Below are 2,797 nucleotides of genomic sequence, written 5' to 3'. Positions count from 1 at the left end.
GCCTGGAACGGCTTAGGAGTCACCTCAAGGCCGGACAACGTGACGGTAATTCCGTCACGCTGCCGTCCGCCAGATGCGACGGCAAGCGCTGCACGCAGGCGCTCACCGTCCTCCGACGGCAGATAAGACATGAACTCCCGGTTCTCCCAATAAGATTCGAAGGTCGCGCGGAACTTCTCCAGGAGATGCGGTGTAGATACTGCAGATAGCCGAACGTTCCACTCCAGACCGTCGACCAGGGCGGCGTGCGACAAATTGCTTGAGCCTACGTAAGCGGTGTGAAAGCCTGTGTTGCGTCGCAGTAGCCACGCTTTCGCGTGCAGCCGGGTGCGATCAGTCTCGTAGTTGACCCGCACTTCTGCACCGAACTCATCGACTAGTGCATCAAGAGCGCGGGCATCGGTTGCGCCCAAATAAGTTGTTGTGATGACTCGCAGCGGGACCTTGCGGGCGCGAAGCTCGTTGAGTTCCGCTTCGAGCAGACGTAGGCCTTGCCATTTCACGAAGGCGCACAAAAGATCCACGTGATCGGCACTGACGAGCTCGGCCCGCAGCTCCGCCGCCAGCGTCGGTTCATTCTGCGCGTTGGTCATCAGTGCCGTGTCAGACAACGGAGTGGCAGGCCGAGGTAAGCGCTGAGCGCCGAGCTGGGTTACCGGCATAATCTCCGCGAGCCGCTCGATTTTGCCGGGTTCACGTTGATGGAGCGCCTCAGCCAAGGCGTCTGTGTCGGGTAGTGCAGCAAGGACCCGGTGTACTAAATCCGCCCGGTCATTCGGTGTCCTAGCGGCGTGTAGGGAGCGCTCGATGATCCGCATCAGGTGCCGTGCGATGGCCAGGGGCTGCTCGCCCTCGTCCAACGAGTCGATCTCAGATCGAAGTTCAGGACGCTCAGCGAGCTCCCGGTTCAACCGTTCTGTTAGCAGCGAATCGTAAAGGCCATTCTCCACACCGGGAGGCTAGCGAATGCGTCGGACACCGGCGGTTCAACGATTCGGATACTCCAAACTCTTACGCCGGATCGGCGGCCCCGGCCGACCGGGGCCCCGCAACTTCACCCGATCAAAACGCTTACCTTTGTCGGGCCTTATAAGTATCGTCCATCTCGCTCGACCTTTGGTACGGGCGTTTCAGAAACAGAGACCAGCCCGGGGGGTACGAATGTGGATCGCGCGCGGGTCTCGCCACGTTGAGCTGGCCGCCGCCACGGGGACGGTGCGGACGCTGTGAGTGGGTCCAATGTTCCGCTGCCCCCCGCCGTAGAGTCCGCCTATCAGGCACTTTCGGAGCGAGGGCCACTATCTGCAGCGGCTCTACGTCAATCTCTACAGTCGGCGGGTTTTACTCAGTCAATCGAGAGGCTTGCCCAACTTCCAGATCGATTTCCCGCCCGCTTCTGCCTGACAACCAGTGGATTGCTTTCCATCGCCGCTGCCGAGCCGACAACGACTGTGGACGAGACAGAAGATCAAAGCGAGGATGCCGACTGGTACCGGCCCACCAACCTTTCGCGCTTCCCGATCGAGCGCGTGGCGGTGCTCGACATAGAAACCACAGGTCTCGACCCCGCTAAGGACTTCGTCTGTGAAATCGCGCTGATTCGTTTGGACGGGGCGTCGCTCGCGAACGTGACAGTCCAACTCCCTGACGGTGTAGTACGAACGACCGACAGTTCCGGCACGAAATCATCCTTCGACCAGGCAATGCAGCTGCTGCAGATGCAGCTCGACTCGATCGACTTTCTCGTCGGACAGAATCTTCTCGCGTTTGACATCCCGTTTCTAGATAAGGCGGCTAAGCGAGCCGGCATCGATCAACCGCGCTGGCCACAATCCGCGGACAGCATTCATCTCGCGACTCTTGTCGATGTCGCAATGCCCAATCGTTCGTTGGCGGACCTCACCCAGCGATTCGACATCGCGCACGACAACACTCACCGGGCCTTCGACGATGCGGCCGCGACCGCATCCGTTATTCGTTCGCTGCTCGCCACCGTCGACGTCAATGACCCAAGCTGGCAGCTCGCTATCGGCGTCCTCGAAGCGTTTGATCACCCGCTGGTGTCATTACTGCCGCCACTTGACTCGAACCCGGACCTCTCGACGTTGACTCGCCAGCCCGACCCTTTGCTCGCGCCGTCGGGATCACCCGCCGCTGACGCCTGGTCGGCGACGCGAGACGCTTTCGGTGTGCTGGGGGCCCAGCGTGAACTTCGACCTCGCGCAGCACAGCAGGAGATGGCACACGCCGTGTCCGAAGTGTTTGATCGCGGCGGACGTCTCGCAGTGGAAGCTCCGACTGGTACCGGCAAATCGCTGGCCTATCTCTTGCCAGCGATCGGACGTGCCTCGCAGCGCGGGCAGCCCGTGGTAATCGCTACAGCGACAAAGGCACTGCAAGGCCAGTTGCGTGACGAGGCCGCCCGCCTGCAGGACGAAAAATTACTGCGCGCGCCGTTCCGGCAGATCCAGGGTGTGGGGAACTACGTCTGCACACGCGAACTCGAAGACGCGCTATCCGACCGCGATTCATCGGGACTGGCATTGGCGGTCGCATTGCGCGCCATCGCCGTATCGCCAACCGGTACTTGGGATGACGTCACCGACGACACCATACGCCATCACGATACCCGTTATGCGCGCACCCGGGCGCGGTTGCGCACCAATGCCGGCGGATGCGAGCGGACCCACTGCAACTGGGCACATGTTTGCCCGCTGATCCAACAGCTCAAGGGCCTCGATAAGGCGCCCGGCGTGTTATCGGTGAACCATGCCCTGATCGCCAGCTGGGTGAAGAC

At 61.4% G+C, this 2,797-nt stretch carries 2 protein-coding genes; one reads left to right on the top strand and one right to left on the bottom strand.

All coding sequences use genetic code 11. The features are described 5' to 3' along the window. Window positions 1–950, bottom strand: a 950-nt coding sequence (locus WAN02_RS06330; RefSeq protein WP_422263315.1) for a phospholipase D-like domain-containing protein, incomplete at its 3' end; no start/stop codon positions are given. A gap of 501 nt (window positions 951–1,451) precedes the next feature. Between WAN02_RS06330 and WAN02_RS06325 the strand changes: the two genes are divergently transcribed. After that, on the top strand, window positions 1,452–2,797 hold a 1,346-nt coding region (locus WAN02_RS06325; RefSeq protein WP_422263314.1), incomplete at its 3' end, for an exonuclease domain-containing protein.

Origin of the sequence: Mycobacterium sp., assembly GCF_049281135.1 — a bacterium.
Taxonomy (GTDB): Bacteria; Actinomycetota; Actinomycetes; order Mycobacteriales; family Mycobacteriaceae; genus Mycobacterium.
This window is presented reverse-complemented; position numbering and strand designations above follow the sequence as displayed.